Origin of the sequence: Roseateles sp. L2-2 (assembly GCF_050613215.1) — a bacterium.
GTDB classification, from domain to species: domain Bacteria; phylum Pseudomonadota; class Gammaproteobacteria; order Burkholderiales; family Burkholderiaceae_C; genus Roseateles; species Roseateles noduli.
On record NZ_CP192509.1, the window covers coordinates 5,586,870 to 5,611,621 of the forward strand.

The window sequence follows — 24,752 nt, forward strand, 5'->3', positions numbered from 1 at the left end:
GGTTTCAACGCTTGAGGCGGGCGCGCCACTGCTTGACGGCATTGAGCGCCCGCAACGCCATCCAATGCAGCCCGCTGAAGTGCCGGTCGACGAACAGGGCTTCCGCCCGGTACTTCTTCAGCAACGTCGCGTTGCGGCTCCAACGATCGCTCGCGGAAGCGCCCCCGGTGTGGGTCAGCTCGATGCGCGGGTCGAAGACGGAGGGATAGCCCATCTTGCCTGCGCGGTAGCACCAGTCCATGTCTTCGGCGTAGAGGGGATAGGCGCAGTCCAGCAGCCCGACATGCGCGTAGACCCGTCGCTCCGCCAGCATGAAGGCCATGATGCCCATGCCGACGGCTTCCGGCTCCCGGAGGTCTGCGTAGGCGCGACGAGGCCGGAACGGACGCAGCAGGCTCGTGGGTTCGCCGACGCAGTCCTGGAAGGATCCGTCGGCGTTGAGCAGGCGCGCGAATCGGGCGCATTCCGCAACGTCCAGCGACGCGATGAAGCGCCAGAGTTCCGGTGTGAAGCCATAGACGTCCGGATTCAGCAGCAGGACCTTGGTGCGGCGAGATCCGAGGATCAGCTGGTTGTTGGCGTAACTGAAGCCCAGGTTGCGCGGATCGTGCACATATGTCACCGGCAGGCCGTCGGGGTTGAATCCCAGCGGCTCCCGGAGCCCGTCCGTCGGCGAGTTGTCGTAGTAGAGCACCTCGAAGCCCTGGTGCTCCCGCAGCGACGCCAGCAGCTCATGATGAAAACGGATCGAGCCCTCTTCCGCCCGGAACAGGACCACACAGATCGAGATATCGAGCGAAGGCTTCAAGTGACACTCCGGTCCGCCGTCATCAGCATGGCTTGATAAAGGGAAAGATAGCGATCCGCGACGCGCTCCATGCGCAGGTCGTCGGACAGGCGGGAAGCCGGCAGCGGCCAGTCGGCGCACACCTGCTCAAGGGCTTCGCGGCAGGCCTGCGGATCATTCGGCTCGAACAGGCGGATCTGCGCGGCGGGGTTGAGGCGCTTCATTTCGCGATGCGCGTCGATGTTGCTGAGCACGCAGGGAAGACCGCAAGCCAACGCCTCGAGCACGGCATTGGGAAGGCCTTCATAGGTGGACGCGGACACGTAGACGTCGATGTCTCCGAGCATGCGCCGCGTATCGACCAGACTGCCCAGCAAGTGGACCTGCCCCGGTTGGCGGACGGACAGTCCGCGCAGCAGATCCTCCGACGACGCCAGCTGGCGATCCCCGCTGCCCGCCACGAGGAAGCTCACGCCGGGATGTCCGGACAGGACGGCCGAGAAAGCCTCCGCCAGCACATGCGTGCCCTTCTCCGCGGTCAGGCGGCCGCAGTATCCGAAGCGAAGCTCCCCCGGCACCGGACCGCGGCGCAGACCGTCGTACCGCTCCGCCTCCACGCCGTTGGGGATCACGTGCACATGACCCGCTGCGCATTCGCGCGCCTCGTCGCCGCCGGCGAGGGTCAGGGCGACGACGTGCGTCGAGGGCGCCTGCACGGCAAGTCGGCCCAGCATCCGTCGGACGCCGTTCTTGAAGCGCGACGCGAGCCCGCCGCCCGGCGCGGATGGCCGCATCTGGTGACGCAGTTCGTCAGCTGCGGTGAGCTTCAGCAACACCGGCTTTCCCAGCAGGCGTCCGACCATCGCCACCATGAGGCCGGTCATGCCGGCGGTGTGGCAATGGATCAGGTCGAAGTCCGCGCGGCGGGACAGGATCGCGCGGACCAGGGCCGCGTAGAAACTGACCGGCGAGGCCCCCTTGCGCCCGCTGCGTCCGAGGCGTTGGATCGCCACATGCGGGCCGGCCTCGCGCGCGGGAAGTTGGTCGTCATAGCGGTGCGTCAGGACATCGACCCACTCGACGCGGTCCGCCAGATGCTCGATCAACAGTTCGCATTGCCGCTCGGCACCACCGATCATCGGCCGGAAGCGGCTCAGGACCAGGAGCGCGCGCGGGCGGGCCGCCGCGGAGAACGCCTTCGCCTTCATGCCGAACGGGCCTCGCGGTACCAGTGTGCGAAGCTGAGGATGGGCCAGAGGCGGGCGGACAGATCGAAACGGCTCTCCGTGTGCAGGTCCAGCAGGCGCCGGCATTCGGCAAGATCGAGGAACTCCGCCGCGCTGCGATCGTGCAGCAGCTCCTGCGCCCAGGGGCGCAGACTGCCGCGCAGCCATTGACCGATCGGCGGACTGAAGCCGGCCTTGGGTCGATCGATCAACTGCTGCGGCACCAGCCCGGCCAACGCAGCCCGCAGCACGCGCTTGCCCTGGCCGTCGCCGTACAGATAAGCCTCCGGGAGGGAGGCCGCGAACTCATAGACGCGATGGTCGAGGAACGGCGCACGGCTCTCCAACGAAGCGCTCATCGTCGCCCGATCGACCTTGACCAGGATGTCGTTGGGCAGGTAGTTCTGCACATCGGTCAGCATGGCCGCGCGCTGCAGCGACAGGTCGCCGACCCAGCTCGGTGCCGACGTGTCGCCGGCAGCGGCACTGGCCGCCGCCGACATGAAACGCCGAGCCCCGCGGTTGAGCTTGTTCAGGTTGTCGATGAAGGCATGGCGACCGGAGGCGCCGTACAAGGTGGCCACCGATTCGACCCGGTGCAGGGGGACCCGTCGCGTCCACGACGCCGGCAGCAGCGACGCGGCGGGCGAGATGAGCCCGCCCACCAGGCTGGCGCCCCATCCCATCGCGCGACGTCCGGAACGATCGAACAATCGCGGCCCCTCCCAGTACTTCGGGTAGCCGCCGAACAGTTCGTCGGCGCCGTCGCCCGACAGCGCCACCGTCACGTCCCTGCGCGTGAGCCGCGCCAGGATGATGGTCGGCAACTGGGAAGGATCCGCCAGCGGTTCGTCGTAGTAGCCCGCGATGTCAGGCACCAGCTTCAGGATCTCGGACTCGTCGACGTACCACTGGGTGTGTTCCGTGCCCAGGTGGTCGGCAACCGCCTTGGCATAGGACGCTTCGTCCAGACGCGGATCATTGAAGCCGATCGAGTAGGTGCGCACCGGACGGCTGGCCTGGCGCTGCATCAGGGCGACCACGAGACTGGAATCGATGCCGCCCGACAGGAAGGCGCCCAGCGGTACATCGGCCTGCATCTGCTGGCCGACGGCATCCGACAGCAGCGCGGTGACGGCCTGCGTCGCCTCGTCGAAGCTGCCCTGGAACGGTTTGGCACGCGCCGCGAACAACGCATCGACGGCGGACCAGTACACGCTGTGCTGCTGGCGCAGCCGCCCGCCGTCGAAGCGATACTCGCGTATCTCGCCGGGCCGCACCTGCTCCACATCGGCCAGGACGCTGCGCGAGCGGCCGATGTAGCCGTAGGAGAGCAGGTCCAGGACAGCGCCCGGATCGACGCGCAACGCCCCGAGCGCGGTCTGGCGGATCGCCTTCAGTTCGGAGGCGAACACCAGCTCCCGGTCGTTCGCCGCGACGTACAGCGGCTTCTCGCCCAGCCGGTCGCGTGCCAGCGTCAGCACGTTGCGCTCCCGGTCCCAGAGTGCGATCGCGAACATGCCGATGCACCGATCCAGCGCCGCCTTCAGGCCGAACAGGTCTATCAGCGCGAGCAGGGTCTCGGTGTCGGAATGGCCCCTGAACTGGATGCCGCGGTCCTGGCATTCCTGGCGGAGCGCGGCATGGTTGTAGATCTCGCCGTTGTAGACGATCACGTAGCGGCCGGAAACGGCAGCCATCGGTTGATGCCCCAGGGGCGAGAGGTCGACGATGGACAGCCGCCGCTGCCCGAGAAAGACGCCCCCGCCCTGCCAGTCGCCCTGGTCGTCGGGACCGCGGTGGCGGATGCTCTGCAGCATCCGGTGCAGTTCGCCCGAACGGTCGGCCGATGCGTCGGGAGACTGGAAAAGCCCAGCAATGCCGCACATGGTGGTCAGCGCCCCTGCCGGCCGCGGCCGATCGCGTGGTGCTCGATGCCCAGCGTCTTCATCAGCGCCGGCTCGTACAGGTTGCGGCCGTCGAAGATCAACGGCTGCTTGAGCTCGGACTTGATGCGGTCGAAGTCCGGCGTGCGGAACTCCTTCCACTCGGTCACGATGACCAGCGCGTCGGAGTCCGCCAGCGCATGCTCCGCGCGTTCGCAGAAGCTCACGCCCGGCACGTGCGCCAGCAGGCGGTTGGCCTCGCTCATCGCGACCGGGTCATAGGCGGCGATCGCCGCGCCGCGCTTGACCAGTTCCTCGATGATCACCAGCGACGGCGCTTCGCGCATGTCGTCGGTGTTGGGCTTGAAGGCCAGGCCCCACAGCGCGAAGCGCTTGCCGGCCAGGTCCTCGCCGAAGCGCGCGACGATCTTGTCGACCAGCACCAGCTTCTGGCGGTCGTTCGCTTCCTCGACGGCGTTCAGCACGAACAGCGGCTGGTCGTGCTCGCGACCGGTGCGCACCAGCGCCTTCACGTCCTTGGGGAAGCACGAACCGCCGTAGCCGGCGCCCGCGTACAGGAACTGGTAGCCGATGCGCGGATCGGAGCCGATGCCGCGACGCACCAGCTCGATGTCGGCGCCGACCTTCTCGGCCAGCAGCGCCAGCTCGTTCATGAAGCTGATGCGGGTGGCCAGCATCGCGTTGGCGGCGTACTTGGTGAACTCGGCGCTGCGCACGTCCATCACGAACAGGCGGTCGTGGCTGCGCGTGAACGGCGCATACAGCGCGCGCATCATCAGCGTGGCCTGCTCGTCGTCGGAGCCCACGACGATGCGGTCGGGCTTCATGAAGTCCTCGATCGCCGCGCCTTCCTTCAGGAACTCGGGGTTCGAGACCACGGAGAAACCGACCTGGGTGTCGCGCTTGGCGAGTTCCTCGCCGATCGCCGCGCGGACCTTGTCGGCGGTGCCCACCGGCACGGTGCTCTTGTCGACGATGACCTTGTAGTCGGTCATGCGCTGGCCGATCGAGCGCGCCGCCGCCAGCACGTACTGCAGGTCGGCCGAGCCGTCCTCGCCCGGGGGCGTGCCGACGGCGATGAACAGGATGGTGCCGTGGTTGACGGCCTGGTCCACGTCGGTGGTGAACTGCAGGCGGCCGGCGGCCACGTTGCGCTTGACCACCTCGTCCAGGCCCGGCTCGTGGATGGGAATGCCGCCCTCGTTGAGGATGCGGATCTTCTCGGCATTCACATCCAGGCAGACCACGTGGTTGCCCATCTCGGCCAGGCAGGCGCCGGTGACCAGGCCCACGTAGCCGGTGCCGATCGTCGTCACATTCATGTTGCGTCCCTATTCAATGCTGTAGGCACCGACCGCCGCACGGCGATCAGACCTTGTAGTAGTTCCGATACCAGTCGACGAAACGCGCCACGCCCGTCGTCACGGCCACGCCCGGCCTCAAACCAGTCCACGCGGCCAGTTCCTCGACGTCGGCGTGGGTCGCCGGCACGTCGCCGTCCTGCAGCGGCAGGAACTCCTTGACCGCCTCGCGGCCGACGGCCTGCTCGATCGCGCCGATGAAGTCCATCAGCGGGATGGGCGCATGGTTGCCGATGTTGAACACGCGGTACGGCGCGTTCGAGCGCGCCGGATCGGCCGCCACCGGGTCGTACGCCGGATCGGCGGTGGCGGTGCGGTCGAGCACGCGCACCACGCCTTCGGCGATGTCGTCGATGTAGGTGAAGTCGCGGATCATCCTGCCGTGGTTGAACACCTTGATCGGCTCGCCCGCGAGGATCGCCTTGGTGAACAGGAACAGCGCCATGTCCGGCCGGCCCCAGGGCCCGTACACGGTGAAGAAGCGCAGTCCGGTCGTCGGCAGGTTGAACAGGTGGCTGTAGGTGTGGGCCATCAGCTCGTTGGCCTTCTTCGTCGCGGCGTACAGGCTGACCGGATGGTCCACGCCGTGGTGCTCGCTGAAGGGCATCAAGGTGTTGCCGCCGTAGACGCTGGAGCTCGACGCGTAGGCCAGATGCTGCACGCCGTGATGGCGGCAGCCTTCCAGGATGTTGGTGAATCCGACGATGTTGGATTCGATGTACGCATGCGGGTTGACCAGCGAGTAGCGCACCCCGGCCTGCGCGGCCAGGTGCACGACGCGGTCGACCTTGTGTTTCGCGAACAGGTCGGCCATGCCCTGGCGGTCGGCCACGTCCAGCTGGACGAACTCGAAACCGGGTTGGCCGGTCAGTCGCGCCAGGCGGTCGTGCTTGAGCCGCGGGTCGTAGTAGTCGTTGAGGTTGTCCAGGCCGACCACCTGGTCGCCCCGCGCCAGGAGGATCTGGCTGACATGCATGCCGATGAAGCCGGCGGCGCCGGTGACTAGGACTTTCAAGTGGGAAACCTTCTTCTTCCGCCGATGCGGTCCACGGCACAACATGCGCCGCCTTCGTGCCCTGGATCGAAGGCGTCGCGCGGCGCCGGATTGTGCCATTCCCCCGAGCGACGTCCGCCGCACGAGAACGCCCGTGCCACGGCGCTTCGCCAGGAACGCGCGAGGGCGTGCGGTTATAGTAGCGACCCGGAACTTCCGGGCGACAACGACAAGAAGAACGCGCCCTCCTGGCATTCCGGCCCCTTTTCCCCTTTCAAGATTTCCGCCGTGGCGGTCGGGCGACGCTCGACGCCGGCAAGTGCTCGATGACTACAGTCCTGGTGGTTCCTTCGTTGAAGATCAGTGGCGGCACTCGAGAGGCGTTGCGTCTGGTCTCCGAGATGCGGCAGGAACGCCAGGAGGCTTCCGTGCTGTCGATGTGGCACAGCCCGCATGCGATGGCGGCGTCCGCGCCGGTCGAGCATCTCTCCGCCCTGCCACCACGCATCCGCCGCGCGCCGATGGAGTTTCCGCTCCTGATGTGGCGCTTCCGCGCCTGGCTGCACCGCACGAGGCTCGCGGCCGCCCCCGGTTCGGATCGCTTCATCTTCACGCACTACGCCACCGTGCCGCTGGCCCTCCTGGTGCCGCGCGCGCAGCGTCTGTTCTTCGTCCAGGACCTCGAATGGCACTTCGTTGCCAACAAGCTCCTGTCCGGCGGGATCCGCGCGATGCTCAAGCGCATCTACCGGACCGGTCGCATCGTGTCGGCCAATGCCTATCTCACGAAGGCCCTGGAGGCGGAAGGCCTGCCGGTGGCCCATGAGTTGCCGATCTGGGCCGACCGCTTCTTCGCCGAGGGCCCCTCGCCCTCTCCCTCGCGCGGCACCGATTTCGCCATGGTCCTGCGCAAGGGTGCGCACAAGCGCCTCGATCTCTACCTCGACTTCATCCGGCGGTGCCACGAGGCGGGCCGGTCGGTGACCGTGATCACCCCGGAAGACGACATCGCCGACCAGGTCCGCCACCAGGTCGCCAACTGCCTGCTGCGTCCCTCGGCGGAAGCGATGCGCGAGGCCTACGCACACAGCCGCTGCTTCATCCATCTGAGCGATCACGAGGGCTTCGGACTTCCGCCGCTTGAGGCCATGGGGGCCGGCTGCGTCCCCGTGTGCCGGGATTCCGGCGGGGTTCGCGCCTTCATGCAGACCGAAGCGCTCGACGGCCTGCTCCTGTCGTCCGACATGCCGGCGGAACGCGTCTTCGAGACCGCCACCGCCCTGCTGGCGGACCCCGCGCGCCTGGACCGCCTGTCGCAGATTTCCCGCGAGCTGTTCACCGACGGCCTGAGCCGTTGCGCCGACGCACGCCGCCACCTCGTGCATGCCCTCCAATGACCGCGCCCACGCTTGCCGCCATGCCTGACACCACCCCCGTCTGCCTGTCGATCGTCAGCCACGGACAAGGCGCCCTCATCCGCCCCCTGCTGGCCGATCTGAGCCGCGGCGCCGTGGCCGCCGCCGAGATCATCGTCACCCTGAACCTCCCGGAGGACGAATCCTTCCTGCGGGAATTCCCGGCCCTGCCCTTGCGGGTGATCCGCAACGACGCCCCCCAGGGCTTCGGCGCCAACCACAACGCCGCTTTCCGGGCGTCGACCGCACCGTATTTCGTCGTGGTGAATCCCGACATCCGGCTGCAGGAATTCAGCATCGCACCGCTGCTGGCCGCACTGGACGACCCGTCGATCGGTCTCGCCGCCCCGCTGGTCTTCTCGGGCGCGGGAGAACTGCAGGACAGCGCACGCCGCTTCCCGACCGTGGGACGGCTGTTGCGTCGCAAGCTGCAGGGCGTGCGGGGACCGGACTACGTCTTCGGCCAGGCCCCCGCCGAGGTCGATTGGGTGGCCGGCATGTTCATGGTGCTGCGCCGCGACACGTACGCGGCGATCGGCGGTTTCGACGACCGCTATTTCATGTATTTCGAGGACGTCGACCTCTGCAAGCGGCTGCGCGGTCGCGGCCTGCGCACCGTGGTGGTCCCCGGCGTCCGGGTGATCCACGATGCCCAGCGGGCCAGCCGGCGCTCGGCGCGCCACCTGGCCTGGCATCTGACGAGCGCCTTCCGTTTCCTGGCCGGGAACTGATCTGATCTTTCGCACGCGCCGCCCGCCGGCGCCTTGTCCCCCCGCCCCATCCGTGTCCTCTCACGCTACCGGAGCCCCTCCATGATTCCCTTCCTCGACCTGAAAGCCCCCTACGAAGAACTGAAGCAGGAGATCGACGCTGCCGTGGCGCGTGTCGTCGGTTCGGGCTGGTTCATCGGCGGCCCCGAAGTCGATCGCTTCGAGGCCGAGTTCGCCGCCTACTGCGGCGCGGCGCACGCCATCGGCCTGGCCAACGGCCTGGATGCGTTGCATCTTGCGCTCCGCGCGATGGACGTCGGGCCCGGCGACGAAGTCATCGTTCCCAGCAATACCTACATCGCCACGTGGCTGGCCGTCACGCAGTGCGGCGCCACACCGGTGCCCGTCGAACCGGATCCGCGCACCTTCAACATCGATCCGGACCGGATCGAGGCCGCCGTGACCGCCCGCACCAAGGTGATCCTGCCGGTGCATCTGTACGGCCAGCCGGCGGACATGGACCCCATCGTGGCCATCGCCGCCAAACACGGTCTGAAGGTGCTGGAAGACGGCGCCCAATCGCAAGGCGCGCGCTACAAGGGTCGACGCATCGGCGCCCATGGCGACGCCGTGGCCTGGAGCTTCTATCCCGGCAAAAACCTGGGTGCCATGGGCGACGCGGGCGCGGTGACCACCAATGACCCTGTCATCGCCGACCGTCTGCGCGTGCTGCGCAACTACGGTTCGCGCGTCAAGTACGTCAACGAGGTGCAGGGCTACAACAGCCGCCTGGATCCGCTGCAAGCGGCCATCCTGAGCGTCAAGCTGCCCTACCTGGACGAGTGGAACCAGCGTCGCGCCGCCGTGGCCGCGCGCTACAGCGAGGCGCTGGCCGACACGGGCCTCGTGCTGCCCGTCGTGCCGACGTGGGCCGAACCGGCCTGGCATCTGTATGTCATCCAGACGGAGGACCGCGACGCACTGCAGAAGACGCTGGGCGACGCCGGTGTCGGCACGCTGATCCACTACCCGATCCCGCCGCATCGTCAGGCGGCTTACGCCGATCTGGGCCTGGCCGAAGGCGCCTTCCCCGTGTCCGAGGCGATGCATCGTCGCGTGCTCAGCCTGCCCATGTCGCCGCACATGTCGGCGGACCAGGTCGACGGCGTCATCGCCGCCTGCCGGGCCGCCCTGGCCGTCGGCGCATGACACTGATCAAGACCAGCCTGCTCAACGGCATCGCGGTGGCGACCAAGGTCGCCTGCGCCCTGGTCCTCAACAAGATCCTCGCGCTCTACGTCGGCCCCAGCGGCTACGCCGTCATCGGCCAGTTCCAGAACGCCGTGGCCATCGCGGGGAATCTGGTCGGCAATGCGCTCTCGCCCGGCGTGACGAAAGCGACCGCGGAGCACTTCGATGCCCCGGCGCGACAGCATGCCGTGTGGCAGACGGCCCTGCGCCTGTCCCTGGTCGCCTGCCTGCTGGTGGCGCTCCCCATCCTGGCGGGCGGTGCGGATCTGGTCCGATGGCTGCTCCACCGCGACGATCTCTCCACGATCTATCTGTGGATCGCCGCGTCGCTGCCCGCGCTGGCGCTGAACAACCTGCTGCTGGCGATCGCCAACGGCAAGAAGGAAGTCCGCACCTACGTCGGCGCCAACATCGCGACCAGCCTCGTGAGCCTGCTGGTCACGGGCGGCCTCACGCACGTCTTCGGTCTGTATGGCACGCTGGCGGCGTCGTCGATCGGCGCCGTGCTGTCCCTGGGCGTGACCGCCTGGCTGATCACCCGCCACGGCTGGTTCCGCTTCGCGCACCTGTGGGGCCGCCTGGATCGAGGTGCCGGCCGCGAGTTGACGGGCTTCGCGCTGATGGGCCTGACGTCCGCCGTCGCCCTGCCGATGTCGCAGATCCTCATCCGCGACATCCTCGTGAGCCACACCGGGCTCGCGACGGCCGGCCTCTGGCAGGCCAGCACCAAGATCAGCGAGCTCTACCTGATGCTGATCACCACGACGCTGGCGGTCTACTACCTGCCGCGCATCGCGGAGATCCGCACCGGCGCAGAGTTGAGGCGAGAGGTCTTCAAGGTATATCGCCTCGTCCTGCCGGTGACGATCGCCGGGGCGCTGGTCATCTTCCTGCTGCGCGATTTCATCGTCCAGGTCCTGTTCGCCGCAGACTTCGCGCCGATGCGCGCGTTGTTTCCCTGGCAGCTCACCGGCGACGTGATCAAGATCGGATCCTGGGTCCTGGGCTACATCATGCTGGGTCGGGCCATGGTCCGGGTCTTCATCCTGACCGAGATCCTGTTCTCCGCGTCCCTGGTGACCCTGAGCTGGTGCCTGGTGCGGCAATATGGCGTGATCGGCGCCCCGATGGGCTACGCCCTCAACTACGCCCTCTACTGGATCGCGATGGCGCTGTTCGTGCGCAAGGAGATATCGCGGTTGCCCCCTGAACAGCGAGAAGCGACATGACGCGGCGACTGGTTTTCATCGGCGACTACAGCGGCCTGTCGCTCTTCCTGAAGATGGGCGCGGATCGGCTGGGCGCCGACACGGCGATGTACTCCAACGGCGACGGTTGGAAGGACCTGCCGCGCAACGCGCAGCTGTACAAGCCCGGCAGCAGCAAGGTGAGCTGGGCCTGGAACCAGGTCAGCGGCGGTCTGTCGGTCGGCCGTGCGCTGACCAAGGACGACACCCTGGTCCTGGCGACCGAGCTGCTGTTCCATCGGTGGGTCAACACCGCGCTGGTCGCCAACCTCATGCGTCAGGCGGGTCGTACGGTGCTTCTGCACGCCGGCTGCACGACGGCTTTCCACGATCTGCATCAGGACGAGATGCTCTGCCGGGAGTGCAAGCGCTTCGACATGCCGGGCAACCGCTGCGTGGCCGAGGCGTCGCAATGGCCGATGCTGCAGTCCGCGCTGCGCCGGCTGGACCTGGTGATCCCGTTCACGAGCATCTACACCGACAGCGCCAGGGGATACGGCATCCCCGAGTCGCAGGTCGCCGCGCCGCTGCAGTTCCCCGTGGACGTCGACTACGTGCAGAACATGGTGCAACCCGGCGGTCAGGACCGGAGCAAGGCCATCCACGGCCAGAATCGACTCGGCTTCAAGGGCACGAAGCACCTGCAAGAGATGTTCGCCGCCGATCCCGCACTGCAGGAGCAGGTCGAATTGCTGCCGCGGATGAACTTCGCCAGCTTCGTCGACTGCGTCGGTCATTCGCCGATCCTGCTGGATCAGTTGCTGGCCAACGGATACGGCATGTCAGGGGCGCTAGCCCTTGCGACCGGCACCTCGGTCGCCTTCGGTCACACGCGGGGGACCCCCGCGACCGGCTTCGACGGTCCGGGTTGCCTGCCGGTGCCGATCTCGGGCGATCCGGCGCAGGACGCCCGAACGCTGACGATCGCCTTGCGCGAGCACGCTGCCCATCGACCGGCGCGGGACGCCATCATCGCCGCCGCGCGCCAGCGACACGACCACGTCGAGGTGGCGCGAGGCTTCCTGCAGCGGCTGGAAGTCCTCTGACGGCAGGAGGCCGGCATGCGCGCACGGCGGTCCGGCGCATGCTGCCACTACACTCATGCGTCCCGCGCGCCGGCCTCTCCGGACGCGCCGCCCACAGAATCCAGCGTCATGAACAATACTTTCATCCACCCCCTGGCCGACGTCCAATCGACGCAGATCGGCGCATCGACGCGCGTGTGGCAATTCGTCGTCGTGCTGCCCGGCGCCCGCATCGGGGACGACTGCAACATCTGCTCGCACAGCCTGATCGAGAACGACGTTCAGATCGGCGACCGCGTGACCGTGAAGAGCGGCGTCCAGCTCTGGGACGGTCTGCGGGTCGGCAACGACGTGTTCATCGGCCCCAATGCCGCGTTTGCCAACGACCTCTTTCCGCGCAGCAAGAGGACGCCTGAGAAGTTCCTGGAGACGCGACTCGAGGATGGGGCATCCATCGGTGCGAATGCCACGGTGCTGCCCGGCATCACCATCGGCAGCAACGCGATGGTAGCCGCCGGCGCCGTGGTGACGCGATCGGTGCCGCCGAACGCCATCGTCGTGGGCAACCCCGCCAAGATCGTCGGCTACGTCGATGCGGACAAGGACCGCAGCAAGGTCGCGGCGCCGGTGAAGGCCTCGCCCGGTGTGGAGGCCACCGCCGTGCGCGGCGTGACCCTGCACCGCATGCCGCGCATCTCCGACATCCGGGGCAGCCTGACGGTCGGCGAGTTCGAACGCGGCATTCCCTTCCCGGCCAAGCGCTATTTCATGGTGTTCGACGTGCCGAGCCGGGAGACCCGCGGCGAACATGCCCACCACGCCTGCCACCAGTTCCTGATCTGCGTGCGCGGCAGCTGCGCGGTCGTCGCGGACGACGGCACCTCGCGCCAGGAGTTCCAACTGGACGGCCCGGAAGTGGGGATCCATCTGCCGCCGATGACCTGGGGCATCCAGTACAAGTATTCGGAAGATGCAGTCCTGCTGGTCTTCGCTTCGGACTATTACGACAACGCGGACTACATCCGCGACTATGACGAGTTCAAGCGGCTCACCAATCCGCGCACCTGAACTTCCAGCGCCGGCGCCTGCGCCGGCTCAATCGGACCGAGCGCTGGCGTATTCGGGCAGGACGGCGCGCAGCATCCGCCGGATCGTCGAGTCGTCCGCATAGCCGTCGGCAGTCAGTGACGCCAGCACATCCGGCAGCGAGGATCCGGCCTTGGTGCTGTCCAGCCGGGCAATCATGAGGCGGACGATGCGCGTCGGGATCACGCGATCGTCCTGGGCCAACAGTTCCTCATACAACTTCTCCCCCGGCCTCAAGCCCGAGAACTCGATCCGTATCTCGCGCAGGTCCTTGCCGCTCATCCGGATCATGGTCCTGGCCAGATCGACGATCTTCACCGGATCGCCCATATCGAGCACGAACACCTGTCCCGTCTCTCCGATCGCACCCGCCTGGACGACCAGCCGCGCCGCCTCCGGGATCGTCATGAAGTAGCGCGTGATCTCCGGGTGCGTCACCGTCACCGGCCCGCCCTTCGCGATCTGTTCCTTGAACTTCGGGATCACGCTGCCGCTGCTGCCCAGCACGTTCCCGAATCGCACCGCCATGAACTTCGTCGCGTGCCCCTGCCCGGCCATGTGGCTGATGACGAGCTCCGCAGCACGTTTGGTCGCGCCCATCACGTTGGTCGGATTGACGGCCTTGTCCGTCGAGATCATCACGAAGCGTTCCGCCCCTGATTCCGCGGCCGCCACGCACGCGTGATACGTGCCCAGGGTGTTGTTCCTCAGCGCCGCCCAGGCGTTGTCCTCCTCCATCAGCGGCACATGCTTGTAGGCTGCGGCATGGAAGACGATCTGCGGCCGGTACCTGCCGAAGGTGAAGCGCAGGTGCGCCAGGTCCTTCACGTCGCCGATCAGCCGCACCAGCGGGATGTGCGGGAACTTCTCCGACAGCTCCTGCTCGATCCGGTAGAGCGCGAACTCGCTCAATTCGTACAGCACGATCTTCGACGGGCCGTAGCGCGCCACTTGCCGGCACAGCTCCGACCCGATCGATCCGCCCGCGCCGGTGATCAGCACCACCTTGCCGCCGATGCACTCGCTGATGCCGCCTTCATCCAGCTCCACCGGCTCGCGCCCGAGCAGGTCCTCCGGTTCGATGTCGCGCACCTGGTTCACCGTGCGCCCCGCCAGCAGTTCCTCGCTGCTCGGCACCGTCAGCACGGCCAGCCCCGTCCTGCCCGCCAGGTCCAGCGCGCGGCGCCGTTCCGGCGTCGTCGCCGCCGGCATCGCCACGATCACGTGCGTGATGCCGTGCATGTCCGCCAGCCGCGTGGCGTCCTCCAACGTGCCGATCACCGGCACGCCTGCCACGCGCGCGCCGCGCTTCTCCGGCGCGTCGTCCAGATAACCCACGACCACCCAGCCCTGCTGGTGCTGGATGCCCGCCACCAGCAGGCGGCCCGCGTCGCCCGCGCCCATCACCAGCGCGCGGCGCTGCTCCAGCGCGCTGCCGCTGATGCGACTGCGCATGTGCTCATAGAGCATGCGGTAGCCCATGCGCATCGTCGCCAGCGCCATCAGCGTGAACACGGGATGCAGCGCCAGCACCGCGCGCGGCACCTTGGTCAGCTGCGCCATCAGCACCGCCACCGCCGCGATGAGGCCCGCGAGAATGCACACCGCCGCCAGCCGCTTGACCTCGCCGAAGCCGCTGAAGCGCCACATCCCCTTGGGCACGCGGAACAGCTTCAGGAACAGCCCGTACAGCGCGACGATGCCCAGCATCACCCAGTGGTCGTAGTCGGGCCGGGCCTCGAACCAGCGCTCGAAGCCCAGGCGGAACAGATACGTCGCCTGCCACGCGAGCGCCACCGCCGCCATGTCCAGCGCGAGCGCCGCCGCCTCGCGGTACGGGCGGATCCGCGTCAGGAAGGCATCCAGGGACAACCAGTTCATCGGGTTCTCTTGCTCTCTTGTTCTCTTGTGCGCTCAGGCCTTGATCGCGCCCAGCGTCGCCAGGATCAGCCGGATGTCGCCCAGCAGGCTGGCGTTGCGCACGTAGTCCGCGGCCAGGCCCAGCTTCATCGGCATGACGACCTCGACGTATTCGCGCTCGGGATCCTCGGCCCGCGCCAGCAGTTCGCTCTCGTTGCGGAAGGTCAGCGAGGCCGGATCGGTGATGCCCGGCCGCACTGAGAGCACCAGCGCGCGCAGTTCCGCCGGATACAGCGCGACGTAGCGCGGCACCTCGGGCCGCGGCCCCACCAGGCTCATCGCGCCGCGCAGCACGTCCCACAGCTGGGGCAGCTCGTCGACCTTGCTCGCGCGCAGCCAGCGGCCGCTGCGCGTGATGCGCGCGTCGTCGCCGATGGTGATCTGCGGACCGAGGCTGGGCGCGTCCACGCGCATCGTGCGGAACTTGTGGATGCGGAAGGGGCGGCCGAAGCGCCCCACCCGCTCCTGCCGGAACATCACCGGCCCGCGCGAGTCGAGCTTGATCCACGCCGCCACGACCAGCAGCAGCGGGCTCAGCAGCAGCAGGCCCACGCCGGCGCAGAGGATGTCGAAGAGTCGCTTGGCCATCGGCCTGTTCCCGATCGGTGAGGCTCAGAAACCCAGGCTGCGGCGCACCGCGTCGATGACGCGCTCGACCTGCTCGTCGGTCATCGCGGTGTAGAGCGGGATGGTGACCGTGCGCTCGTAGGCCTTCTGCGACTCGGGGAACATCTCGGCCGTCAGGCCGTAGCGATCCTTCCAGTACGGATGCTGGTGCAGCGGCACGTAGTGCACGCTGCAGCCGATGCCCCGCTCGAACATGCGCTCGATGAAGAGGTCGCGCGACACGCCGGCCGCCACCGCCGCATCGGACAGGCGCAGCACGTACAGGTGCCAGCTGTGCACGTCCTCGTTGGGGGCCTTGGGCGGCAGGATCAGCGGCAGGTCGGCAAGCGCCTCGAAGTAACGCGCGGCGATCTGCTCGCGCCGCTTCTGGAAGGCCGGCAACCGCTTGAGCTGGTGCAGCCCCAGCGCCGCGGCGATGTCGGTCAGGTTGTACTTGAAGCCGGGGGCGACGATCTCGTAGTACCAGCTCGGCACCTTCGCCGTGAAGCGGTCGAAGGCGTCGCGGTTGATGCCGTGCAGCCGCATCACGCGGGCGCGCTTGGCCAGCTCCGGATCGCGCGTGACCAGCATGCCGCCCTCGCCCGTCGTCATCGTCTTGTTGGCATAGAAGCTGAACACCGTGGCGTTGCTGCCCATGGTGCCGATGAGCTCCTTCTCCAGCGTCGTGGGCAGCGCGTGCGCGGCGTCCTCGACCACCTTCAGGCCGTGCCGGCGGGCGATGTCCAGCAGCGACAGCATGTCCACCGCCAGGCCGGCGTAGTGCACCGGAATGATCGCCTTCGTGCGCGGCGTGATCGCGGCCTCGATCTGGTCGATCGCGATGTTCATCGTCGCCGGGTCGATGTCGACCAGCTTCACGTCCGCGCCCATGTAGCGCACCACCTCGGCCGTCGCGGTGAAGGTGTGCGTCGTCGTGATGACCTCGTCGCCGGGGCCGATGCCCAGGGCCTCGAGCGCCAGGTGCAGACCGGCGGTCGCGGAGTTGACGGCGATGCACTCGATCTGCGGCTCGGCCAGGAACTCGGCGAAGGCCTGCTCGAAGCGCTTCGCCTTCGGGCCGGTGGTGATCCAGCCGCTCCTGAGCGTATCGACGACCTCGGCGATCTCCTCCTCGCCCAGCTCGGGCAGCGCGAAGGGAAGGAACGGCAGCTTCGGATCGGTGGTGCTCATGATGTCTTGGTGATCAGCGCCAGCACGTGGCTGCGCAGGAAGGGGATCGTGTTGAGGACGCGGTAGGCGCCCGGGTGGACGCGACAGGCGGCACGCGCGATCGGCGGGGCCAGCGTGACGCGGCGCACCGCCATCCGGCCCTCAGGGAACAGCGCGCGCACGCGTTTCAGCGGCACGCCCCGGACGTCGGGATTGCGCGGATTGTCGACGATGAAGTCGTACCAGAGCACCGCCCCGCCCGGCTTCACCCAGCGCCACATCGCGTCGGCGAGGCGGCGCTGCAGGCCGTCGTCCAGGATGGAGGAGAACACCGTCGACTGCAGCACCAGGTCCTGGCTGCCGGCTTCGACGTCCGCCTGGGACGCGTCGCCCGCCAGCAGCCGCACCTGCTGCGGGAGCGCGGCGCGCGCGGCCTCCAGGCGTTCGGGCAGCAGCTCGATGCCGGTGAGGTGCTGCGGCAGCAGGCCCAGTCGCAGCATGTCCATCAGGTTGCCGCCGGCGCCGCAGCCGACCTCGGCCATGCGCCAGTCGCTCAGCGGCGCGGCGGGGTCAGGCAGTGTGGCGCGGTGCGCCGCCAGCAGGCGCAGCATCGCGGCCTGGCGCTCGTGCAGCATCTGCCAGACCTCCGGGCGCAGCAGGCTGTAGCGCTCCAGCCCGGCCAGCCGCTGGTCGCGGCGGGCGTATCGCTGGGCGATGGCCTGGAGTTCTCGGTCCTGGGTCATGTCGTCGTCGGCGGAACGCCGTGGTGAGGACTGCGTTGATCGGGACTGCGTGGATCGGAACTGCGAAAACAGGAAAAGTCGGGTCAGGACACCGCGTCGATGAAACGCTGCGCCAGCACAGGATAGGTGTGATTCGCCAGCACGAACTCGCGGCCGCGGCGTCCCATGGCGGCGCGCTCGTCGGCCGGCACGGCGGCGAGCTGGAGCAGACCGTCGGCGACCGCCTTCGCGTCCTGCGGCGGCACCGTCAGCCCGGCGCCGGCCTCGGCCACCGGGTCGTTGCCGGCTTCCACCGAATGCAGCACCGGGCGCTGCGCCATCATGTAGTCCATCAGCTTGTTGGGCGCGATACCGAAGCGGTAGATCGGCGTGCGCTGCCAGCCGATGTAGGCGATGTCGAAGCCCTTCAGCAGCGACGGGATCTGCGCCTTCGGGATCGCAGAGAACAGGGCGACGTTCGTCAGGCCTTCGTCGCGCACGCGCGCTTCCAGGTGGTCCCGCAGATGCCCGCCCCCGACCAGCACGAAGCTCAGCGCCGCGCTCTCGGCACCCTGCGCGTCCTTGAGCCGCTTCGCCGCGTCCAGCAGCACGTCCAGCGCGTTGGGCTCGCCCATCGAGCCGGCGTAGCCGACGACGGTGCGCCCCGCCGCCCGCTCGGCGTCCAGATGCGCCTGGATCGCGGCGTCCAGCGGCTCGCCGTCCTCGGACCATTCGTCCAGCGTGATGCCGTTGGGCACGATGTGCAGCTTCTTCAGGTCGAGGCCGTGCGCGGCCATGTGCTGATGCACCTTGGGCAGCATGGACACGACGACGTCGGCGTCACGGTAGGCGTCGTTCTCCGCCTTCTGGCAGAGCATCGCGAACGGGTGCCACTTCGACATGCCCGACAGCTCGATGGGCGACAGCGGCCAGAGGTCGTGCACCTCGTAAACCAGCTTGGCCTTGGCGAGCTTCGCGACCCGGCGCGCGACCCAGATGTCCATCGGGTAGGTGCTGGACGCGATCACGACGTCCGGCGCGAACTCGCGCGCCAGGATGTCGGCGTCCTTCCAGACCTGGCGGCAGAAGGACCAGATGTTCTTGACCCGGCCCGTGCCGTTGCCCTGGTACTCGGGCGTGTCGTAGAAGAGGTAGTTCACGCCGCTCATCGCCGCCATGCCCGGCTCGGGCTGGGTGGTGCGCACATGCGAGTAGGACGCGCCCAGGATCAGCGCCTGGTGCCCCGTCCGCACCCATTCGCGGGCGAGGTAGAACGGGCGGAATTCCATGCCGTGCTTCGGCGAGCCGGCGTAGTGGTTGATCAGCAGCAGCTTCATGGGAATGGACAGGCTCAGAGGCGCTTCAGGCGCTCGATGAAATGCTTGACGGCGGGACCGAACATCGCGTGTTCCGCGACCCAGGCGCGATTGGCGGCGCCCAGCCGGTCGGCGTCGACCGAGTGCCCCGCGACGTCGCTCTGCCCGACCATCAGCTGGAGCCGGTCGGCCAGCGTGGCCAGGTCGTCGCCGTCCTTCAGGATCAGGCCGTGACGGCCCAGCAGCTTGACGTTGGGATGGAGCGCCGCGTCGATGCTGGCGATGCCGCCGGTGCCCAGCACCTCGTCGTTGGCGGGCAGGTCGGACAGGATGGGCAGGCACTCGTGGGCCATCGCCTCCAGCACGGAGACCGACACGGAATCGCTCTGCGGCAGGCTCAGGAACCAGCGCGCCGGCGCGTAGCGGCGGCCTTGCGAGGTGGCGTCCAGGCGACCGACGAACTCGACACGATCCGCCAGGCCGAGCGACGCCACCTGCGCTTCCATCGCGCCGCGCAGCGACCCGTCGTTCGCGACGACCAGGCGCGCCTCGGGCTGCTTCGCGGCGATCGCGGCGAAGACCTCGATCACGCGGTGCGGCCGATAGATCGGCTCCAGCCCCCGGTTGGCGTAGAAGAGCCACGGTTGCTTGCGCACGTTCTGCTTGGGCAGCTGCTCCAGCCCGAACGGGAAGGTCATCACCTCGGCCGCGCCGAGCTCGCGCATGCGGGCGCTCATGTGCTCGGAGTCCGAGGTCGTGATCGCGCAGGCCTTCAGCACCTTCGTCGTCAGCCAGCGGTAGGCGAAGCCCTGGTCGGGCGTGACGAGGATGTCGCTGCCCCAGGCGGAGCCGGCGATCTTCGCGCGCAGCTTCCAGCCGCGGCGCGCGGCCCAGGCCAGCGTGCCGTGCGAGGTCAGGTAATGCGCGTGCAGCCAGTCGGCGTCGACCTGCTTGAGCCAGGCGCCCAGCGCCGGCAACTGTCGCAGCACGGCGATGTTGCCGCCGGCGTGCGCGGGATCGGTGTTCAGCGCCAGGCGGCGATCCTCCGGGATCAGGAACTGGAACTCCGGCGCGAAGCCGCGCGTGGACGCGGCCCACAGTTCCAGGTCGCGCTGCTGCGACAGCGCTCGCGCCCATTTCAGGAGGTGGGGGCTGTCGCCGTCACCGATCAGGACCAGTCTCATGCAGGGGCTCCGTGCAGGGCAGTACGCGGCGCCGAGCCGCGCACCAGCCACGCCAGATAGATCGCGAAATAGATCGGCAGCAGCACCGCGATGGCGGCCAGGGCCGTCGTCAACGCGCCGCCGCGGCTGAGCACCAGCGCCACCGGCAGCACGTACAGCGCGTTGCCGACCAGGCTGAAGACCAGCGCGCCGCGCTGGCGGCCGGTGACCATGGGAGTGACCGTCAGCGGCGCCGCGATGAAGTGCGCCGCCACGTAAGGGGCAAGCCAGCGTCCGTACTCGCCGGCGCGGGCCCAGTCCTCACCGAGCAGCCAGCCGAACAGCGCCGGACCGACGGCGATCAGCACGACCATGCAGGGCAGCGCGACCATGGCCAGCAGCTTGATGCCGCGCAGCAGGCGCGGACGCAGGTCGACGCCGCGCTGCCAGTCGCGGGCGAGTTCGCCGAGCAGCGCTTCGGACAGGGCGCCGCCGACCAGCGTCGCCGGCGCCTTCACGAGGCGCACCATCAGCGCGTAGTAGCCCGCCGTCGCGGCGTCCGCCCAGGCGGCGATCATCGCGAGCACCAGCGTCTCCTGCGCCGCGTTGACGAAGGCATGCGGACTGTTGAGCAGCGGGAACTGCTTGTAGCGCCACGCCAGGCGGCGCAGATGCCGCCAGTGCCAGGTCTTGCCGGCCTGGTCCAGCCGCGTCGCGCGGCGCCAGCGCGCGCCGCGTCGCAGCAGCCACAGCGGCGCGAGCAGCGCGGCCAGACTCTGCGACAGCACCAGCGCCGCCACACCCGCCCAGCCGCCGAGCGCAGCGACGGCCTGTGCGGCGGCCATCACGCCTTGCTGCAGCACGCGGGCCTGGGCGATCACGTCGATGCGGCCCTGGCGGTTGTTCCACAGGCTCAAGCCCTGCTGCATGCCGGCGAGCGCCACGACCGGCGCGAGCATCAGCAGCCAGGGATCCAGCTGATCGAGCGAGACCCAGCGTCCGCCCAGCTTGGCGTGGTGCGCCATCAGCAGGTGCCAGGCGGTGGCGCCGACGGCCGTGACCATGCCCACGCCGAGCGCGATCCACAGCGCCAGCTGCAGCACCAGCGCGGCCTCGCCGTCGCGGCGCGGCAGGACGATGGCGAACTCGTAGCGCGCGTTGGCGATGGTCGCGAGGTTCGCGGCCAGCGCCACGAACAGCGCCCAGTGGCCGAGCGCCTCCGCGCCGTACCAGCGCGTCAGCAGCGGCGCGATCAGCATCGGGATCGCCTGCGTCAGCATCGACGCGCCGGCCAGTTGGGCGAAGCGGCGGCGCACCGTCATGGCGATCTGCCCCCGTGACGCTCCGCGATGGCGCGCAGGGCGGCGCGTTGCGACGGTCTCAGCCGTGCGTGGCGACCGAGCGGCAGGTTGAGCACGGTGCGCGCGGCGCGTTCGCCGTTCGGGCAATCGCCTGCGGCATAGCCGAAGCGACGGCTGCCGCGCGGATGGACGACGTCGTCGAACCAGGTGCCGCCGACGATGCCGACGTCCTCCAGCGCCGCGATCGCGGCGTCGCGCGTCGTCGCGTCGGGCAGCAGCAGCGGGTAGCGCAGCAGCACGGCGCCGGGCGCGCGCACCGGCCATTCCCAGCCGGGAAGATGGGTCAGCAACGCGTCGTAGTCCTGCGCCTGCGCGCGGCGAAGCGCATGGATCTCGTCGAAGCGGCGCGCCTGCATCAGGCCGATCGCGGCACTCAGCGGATGCAGGCCGGCGCGGTAGTCGGGTTCGGTCTCGCCGGCCACTTCGCTGTCGGGCGTCTTCGCCACAACGCCCAGCAGGCGCGACGGCGTCCGCAGCAGCGCGATCAGCGCGTGCAGCGCGGGGCGCGGCAAGCTCATCGTCAGGCGGTGCCAGCACAGCGTCAGCAGCTGCTTGATGACCGTCGAGGTCGACGGCGCGTGCAACGTCAGCGGGTTCGCCGACAGGTGCGCCGTGAAACGCTCGCGGGAGCCGGGGTCGTGGATCACGAGCGCCCCGCCGATGCCGGTGGTCAGCGGTTTCGAGAATTCGAAGCTGAAGAACGCCGCATGCCCCAGCGTGCCGACCATGCGGCCGACCGCGTCGGTGCTGCCCCAGGCGTGGGCGGCGTCCTCGATGAAGACGACGTCGGGGTGCTTGGCCCGCAGCGCGTCCAGGCCCTCGGTGACGAGGCCGAAGTTGTGCGGCACGACGACGACGCGGGTCGCGGGCGAAATCTCGTTGGAGATCGCGTCGGGCGTCGGATTGAAGTCGTCCCGGGCGATGTCGACGTAGCGCACCGCCAGGCCGAGGTGCATGAACACGTTGGGCACCACCACGCAGGTGTAGCCCGGCAGCAGCACTTCCGAGCCGACCGGCAGGTCCAGCGACGCGGTGAACGCATGCAGCGCGGCGCGGCCGGTGCCGAAGAGGCGGACCTCGCCCGCCTGCGCCGGGTCCAGGCCCAGGCTGCGGGCGAAGGCGGCGCGGAAGTCCTCGGCGCCGGCGTCGCCGCGGCGCAGCCAGTGCCAGAGCGCGCCGGGCAGGTCGCGCCAGCGCAGCGCGCCGGCGACGTGGCCCTTCACGGGACGATCGACGGCGGCCGGGCCCCGTCGATCCGGTGGAGCGGCCGCGCCGGCACGCCGCCGTAGACCCAGCCGCTGGGCAGGTGGCCGCGCACCACCGCGTGCGCCGCGACGACGACGCCGTCGTCGATGAAGCTGCCCGGCAGCACCGTCACGCGCGCGCCGACGAACACGTTGGAGCCGATGCGGATCTCGCCGCGCCGGTAGTGGTCGCGGAACAGGCCGGTCGCCGTCACCGCGTTGGACTCGCAGAACAGCATCAGGCCGGGGCCGATGGCGACGTCGTCGCCGATGGACAGGGACTGGTCGCCGACCAGCAGGTAGCCGCCCGGCGCGATGTGGCTGCGCGCACCGATCGTGAAGCGGCCCTGGCCGGTGGCGAGGATCTGCACGTCGCGGTACAGGATGGAGCCCGCGCCGATCGCGCTGCCCGCGCCGCAGCGCACGCGCGCGCCGGGGTGGATCTGCGCGCGCACGCCCACGTCCAGCCCCAGCCACGCCGCGACCCGCGCGCGCATCCGGGCGCGCACCGCATCCAGCGTGTAGCCGATGAGCATCGGGGGATCAGGTCAGCGCGACGCGCAACGAGGCGACGACCTGGTCCTGCTGCGCCTCGCTCAGGTCGGGGCTCATCGGCAGGCTCATGACGCGTTGCGCGGCGGCCTCGGCGTTGGGCAGCGGCGTCGCCACGCGGCAGCGCTGCTCGTAGGCGGGCTGGCGGTGCAGCGGCTTCGGATAGTGGACCGCCGTCGGGATGCCGGCCTGCTTCAGCGCTTCCAGCACCGCGTCGCGGCGGTCCACCTGCACCGTGAACTGCGCCCAGACGCAATCGCGGTCCTCGCGCACCGCCAGGCGCTGCAGCGGCAGGTCGGCGATCAGGCGCTGGTAGCGCTCGCCGATGGCCAGGCGCTGCGCGATTTCCCAGTCGAAGCGTTCCAGCTTGCCCAGCACCACCGCGCACTGCAGCGTGTCCATGCGGCCGCCGACGCCCACCCGCGTGTGCGTGTAGCGCTGGCTCTGGCCGTGGACGCGGATCTCGCGCGCGGCCTGCGCCAGCGCGTCGTCGTCGGTGAACAGCGCGCCGCCGTCGCCGTAGCAGCCCAGCGGCTTGCTCGGGAAGAAGCTGGTCGCGCCCCAGGTCGACAGGCCGCAGCTCTTCTTCCCCTTGTAGGAGGCGCCGAAGCTCTGCGCGGCGTCCTCGATCACCGGGATGTTCCCGTGCTTCGCCGCGATCGCATTGATCGTGTCCATGTCGCAGACCTGGCCGTAGAGGCTCACCGGCATGATCGCCCTGGTGCGCGGCGTGATGGCGGCCTCGATCAGCGACGCGTCGAGGTGGCAGCTGTCGGGCTCGATGTCCACCAGCACCGGCACGCCGCCCAGCAGCACGATGGTCTCGACCGTCGCGGCGAAGGTGAACGGCGTCGTGATGACCTCGTCTCCGGGCTGCAGGTCCAGCGCCATCAGCGCGATCAGCAGTGCCTCGGTGCCGCTGGCGACGGTGATGCAGTGCTTCGCGCCGACGTAGGCGGCCAGCGCGGTCTCCAGCTCCTTGACCTCCGGGCCCATGATGTACTGGCCGTGGTCCAGCACGCGCTGGATGCGCGCGTCGATCGTCGTCTTCAGCGCGGCGTACTGGGCCTTGAGGTCGATGAAGGGAAGGCTCATGGCTGGGGATCCTGGGGCGTGACCAGCGTCAGCGTCTGGCCGTCGAGTTCATAGAGGTCGCCGCCGGCCGGGCAGCTCGCGCGGCCGCGGCCGTCGACCGGCAGATCGAGCTTCTCGCCGTGGCGGCTCATCCAGCCGATCTGGCGGGCCGGCACGCCGACCATCAGCGCATACGGCTTCACGTCGCCCTTGACGACGGCGCCGGCGCCGACGAAGGCGTATTCGCCGATCGTCGCGCCGCAGACCACGGTGCAGTTCGCGCCCAGCGTCGCGCCGCGCTTCACCAGCGTGCGGCGGTACTCGCTCTTGCGCGGCACCGCCGAGCGCGGGTTGTAGACATTGGTGAAGACCATGGACGGGCCGCAGAACACGTCGTCCTCCAGCGTCACCGCGTCGTAGACCGACACGTTGTTCTGGATCTTCACGTTGCGGCCGATCGTCACGTCGTTGCCGACGTACACGCCCTGCCCCAGCGAGCAGCCGTCGCCCACGCGCGCGCCGGCGCACACGTGGCTGAAGTGCCAGACCTTGGTGCCCTCGCCGAGCTGGGCGCCGTCGTCCACGACGGCCGAGGCGTGCTGCCAGAACGCCATG

The 24,752-nt window shown here is 69.1% G+C and carries 22 protein-coding genes; 6 read left to right on the plus strand and 16 right to left on the minus strand.

What is annotated here, in order from left to right:
* Nucleotides 1–4: 4 nt before the first annotated feature.
* Genes ACQZ13_RS24965 through ACQZ13_RS24985 form a run of 5 tightly spaced genes read right to left on the minus strand, consistent with a single transcriptional unit; the run spans nucleotide 5 to nucleotide 6,296 of the window.
* Nucleotides 5–808: a glycosyltransferase family 2 protein gene (locus tag ACQZ13_RS24965; RefSeq protein WP_431048562.1), complete on the minus strand. Its 804-nt coding sequence runs from the start codon at nucleotides 806–808 to the stop codon at nucleotides 5–7.
* Nucleotides 805–1,995, minus strand: a complete 1,191-nt coding sequence (locus tag ACQZ13_RS24970) for a glycosyltransferase family 4 protein (protein WP_431048563.1) — start codon at nucleotides 1,993–1,995, stop codon at nucleotides 805–807. The genes ACQZ13_RS24965 and ACQZ13_RS24970 overlap by 4 nt, the downstream gene beginning before the upstream one ends.
* Nucleotides 1,992–3,902: an asparagine synthase (glutamine-hydrolyzing) gene (gene asnB, locus ACQZ13_RS24975; RefSeq protein WP_431048564.1), complete on the minus strand. Its 1,911-nt coding sequence runs from the start codon at nucleotides 3,900–3,902 to the stop codon at nucleotides 1,992–1,994. Before asnB ends, ACQZ13_RS24970 begins: the two co-directional genes overlap by 4 nt.
* A 5-nt stretch (nucleotides 3,903–3,907) precedes the next feature.
* The gene (locus tag ACQZ13_RS24980; protein WP_431048565.1) at nucleotides 3,908–5,242 is read right to left on the minus strand and encodes a UDP-glucose dehydrogenase family protein; all 1,335 of its coding nucleotides are present in this window, start codon (nucleotides 5,240–5,242) and stop codon (nucleotides 3,908–3,910) included.
* 46 nt (nucleotides 5,243–5,288) lie between these two features.
* The gene (locus ACQZ13_RS24985; RefSeq protein WP_431048566.1) at nucleotides 5,289–6,296 is read right to left on the minus strand and encodes an NAD-dependent epimerase; all 1,008 of its coding nucleotides are present in this window, start codon (nucleotides 6,294–6,296) and stop codon (nucleotides 5,289–5,291) included.
* Nucleotides 6,297–6,601: 305 nt separating this feature from the next.
* Between ACQZ13_RS24985 and ACQZ13_RS24990 the strand changes: the two genes are divergently transcribed.
* From ACQZ13_RS24990 to ACQZ13_RS25015, 6 genes are all read left to right on the plus strand, one after another.
* Nucleotides 6,602–7,672: a glycosyltransferase gene (locus ACQZ13_RS24990; RefSeq protein ID WP_431048567.1), complete on the plus strand. Its 1,071-nt coding sequence runs from the start codon at nucleotides 6,602–6,604 to the stop codon at nucleotides 7,670–7,672.
* A 20-nt stretch (nucleotides 7,673–7,692) separates the two neighbouring features.
* A complete protein-coding gene (locus ACQZ13_RS24995) occupies nucleotides 7,693–8,421 on the plus strand; it encodes a glycosyltransferase family 2 protein (protein ID WP_431048568.1) in 729 nt (242 codons plus the stop codon).
* Nucleotides 8,422–8,502: 81 nt separating this feature from the next.
* A complete protein-coding gene (locus ACQZ13_RS25000; RefSeq protein ID WP_431048569.1) occupies nucleotides 8,503–9,609 on the plus strand; it encodes a DegT/DnrJ/EryC1/StrS family aminotransferase in 1,107 nt (368 codons plus the stop codon).
* The gene (locus tag ACQZ13_RS25005; RefSeq protein ID WP_431048570.1) at nucleotides 9,606–10,880 is read left to right on the plus strand and encodes an O-antigen translocase; all 1,275 of its coding nucleotides are present in this window, start codon (nucleotides 9,606–9,608) and stop codon (nucleotides 10,878–10,880) included. The genes ACQZ13_RS25000 and ACQZ13_RS25005 overlap by 4 nt, the downstream gene beginning before the upstream one ends.
* Nucleotides 10,877–11,944, plus strand: a complete 1,068-nt coding sequence (locus ACQZ13_RS25010) for a hypothetical protein (protein WP_431048571.1) — start codon at nucleotides 10,877–10,879, stop codon at nucleotides 11,942–11,944. The genes ACQZ13_RS25005 and ACQZ13_RS25010 overlap by 4 nt, the downstream gene beginning before the upstream one ends.
* A 108-nt stretch (nucleotides 11,945–12,052) precedes the next feature.
* Nucleotides 12,053–12,991, plus strand: a complete 939-nt coding sequence (locus ACQZ13_RS25015) for a WxcM-like domain-containing protein (RefSeq protein ID WP_431048572.1) — start codon at nucleotides 12,053–12,055, stop codon at nucleotides 12,989–12,991.
* Nucleotides 12,992–13,018: 27 nt separating this feature from the next.
* Here the strand turns inward: ACQZ13_RS25015 and ACQZ13_RS25020 are convergent, their stop codons facing one another.
* From ACQZ13_RS25020 to ACQZ13_RS25070, 11 genes are all read right to left on the minus strand, one after another.
* Nucleotides 13,019–14,890, minus strand: coding sequence for a polysaccharide biosynthesis protein (locus ACQZ13_RS25020; RefSeq protein WP_431048574.1), 1,872 nt, complete (start codon nucleotides 14,888–14,890; stop codon nucleotides 13,019–13,021).
* Between the two features lie 33 nt (nucleotides 14,891–14,923).
* Nucleotides 14,924–15,517: a sugar transferase gene (locus tag ACQZ13_RS25025; protein ID WP_431048576.1), complete on the minus strand. Its 594-nt coding sequence runs from the start codon at nucleotides 15,515–15,517 to the stop codon at nucleotides 14,924–14,926.
* A 24-nt stretch (nucleotides 15,518–15,541) separates the two neighbouring features.
* Complete coding sequence (locus tag ACQZ13_RS25030) at nucleotides 15,542–16,726, minus strand: DegT/DnrJ/EryC1/StrS family aminotransferase (protein WP_431048577.1); 1,185 nt, start codon at nucleotides 16,724–16,726, stop codon at nucleotides 15,542–15,544.
* Complete coding sequence (locus ACQZ13_RS25035) at nucleotides 16,723–17,448, minus strand: class I SAM-dependent methyltransferase (protein WP_431048578.1); 726 nt, start codon at nucleotides 17,446–17,448, stop codon at nucleotides 16,723–16,725. The genes ACQZ13_RS25030 and ACQZ13_RS25035 overlap by 4 nt, the downstream gene beginning before the upstream one ends.
* Before the next feature lie 83 nt (nucleotides 17,449–17,531).
* Nucleotides 17,532–18,764: a glycosyltransferase family 4 protein gene (locus ACQZ13_RS25040; protein WP_431048579.1), complete on the minus strand. Its 1,233-nt coding sequence runs from the start codon at nucleotides 18,762–18,764 to the stop codon at nucleotides 17,532–17,534.
* 14 nt (nucleotides 18,765–18,778) lie between these two features.
* Complete coding sequence (locus ACQZ13_RS25045; RefSeq protein WP_431048580.1) at nucleotides 18,779–19,927, minus strand: glycosyltransferase family 4 protein; 1,149 nt, start codon at nucleotides 19,925–19,927, stop codon at nucleotides 18,779–18,781.
* A complete protein-coding gene (locus ACQZ13_RS25050) occupies nucleotides 19,924–21,228 on the minus strand; it encodes a lipopolysaccharide biosynthesis protein (RefSeq protein ID WP_431048581.1) in 1,305 nt (434 codons plus the stop codon). Before ACQZ13_RS25050 ends, ACQZ13_RS25045 begins: the two co-directional genes overlap by 4 nt.
* Nucleotides 21,225–22,490 carry a DegT/DnrJ/EryC1/StrS family aminotransferase gene (locus ACQZ13_RS25055; RefSeq protein WP_431048582.1) on the minus strand — a complete coding sequence of 422 codons (1,266 nt, stop codon included), beginning with the start codon at nucleotides 22,488–22,490 and terminating at the stop codon, nucleotides 21,225–21,227. The genes ACQZ13_RS25050 and ACQZ13_RS25055 overlap by 4 nt, the downstream gene beginning before the upstream one ends.
* Nucleotides 22,487–23,047, minus strand: coding sequence for an acyltransferase (locus tag ACQZ13_RS25060; protein WP_431048583.1), 561 nt, complete (start codon nucleotides 23,045–23,047; stop codon nucleotides 22,487–22,489). The genes ACQZ13_RS25055 and ACQZ13_RS25060 overlap by 4 nt, the downstream gene beginning before the upstream one ends.
* 7 nt (nucleotides 23,048–23,054) lie before the next feature.
* Complete coding sequence (locus ACQZ13_RS25065) at nucleotides 23,055–24,158, minus strand: DegT/DnrJ/EryC1/StrS family aminotransferase (RefSeq protein WP_431048584.1); 1,104 nt, start codon at nucleotides 24,156–24,158, stop codon at nucleotides 23,055–23,057.
* A complete protein-coding gene (locus ACQZ13_RS25070) occupies nucleotides 24,155–24,751 on the minus strand; it encodes an acyltransferase (protein ID WP_431048585.1) in 597 nt (198 codons plus the stop codon). Before ACQZ13_RS25070 ends, ACQZ13_RS25065 begins: the two co-directional genes overlap by 4 nt.
* Nucleotide 24,752 lies beyond the last annotated feature (1 nt).